Source organism: Neisseria sp. HMSC058F07, from assembly GCF_001810035.1.
GTDB lineage: Bacteria > Pseudomonadota > Gammaproteobacteria > Burkholderiales > Neisseriaceae > Neisseria > Neisseria perflava.
The window spans coordinates 1-430 of record NZ_KV799701.1 but is presented as its reverse complement, the minus strand read 5'-3'; the positions used below and the strand labels follow the sequence as shown (position 1 = coordinate 430).

Genomic DNA, 430 nt, shown 5'->3' with positions numbered 1-430 from the left:
TGCGGATTACCGAGTTCAAACGCGACGTATTGGGCCGCTTAATCCATACCCTCGCCCGCAACAACGACAAGGTTCAGGAAACCGTTTACCAATACGACCTGGACGGCAACCTCGTCCGTGCCGCCAACCGCCACAGCATTACCTGCTTCGACTACAACGGCAACGGCCAAATCATCGGCCAGCACCAATGGAAAGTACCGACTAAGGAAGAGAACGCCCGAAACGGTTTGCCCGAAACCGACTGGCGCGATGCGCAGTACGACATGCTGTACCTGCCCGTTACCGAAAGCATCCGCTACCACTACGACTTCAACGGCAACCGTACCGCCACCGTCCTGCCTGACGGCAGACAGATCAATTACCTGTATTACGGCAGCGGCCACCTGCACCAAATCAGCCTCGACGACGAAGTCATCTCCGACATCGAACG

Annotated in this window: 1 pseudogene; it reads left to right on the top strand. The window is 56.7% G+C overall.

From position 1 onward, the window contains the following. Positions 1-430 (top strand): annotated as a pseudogene (locus HMPREF2696_RS07965) (RHS repeat protein); the annotation flags it as partial.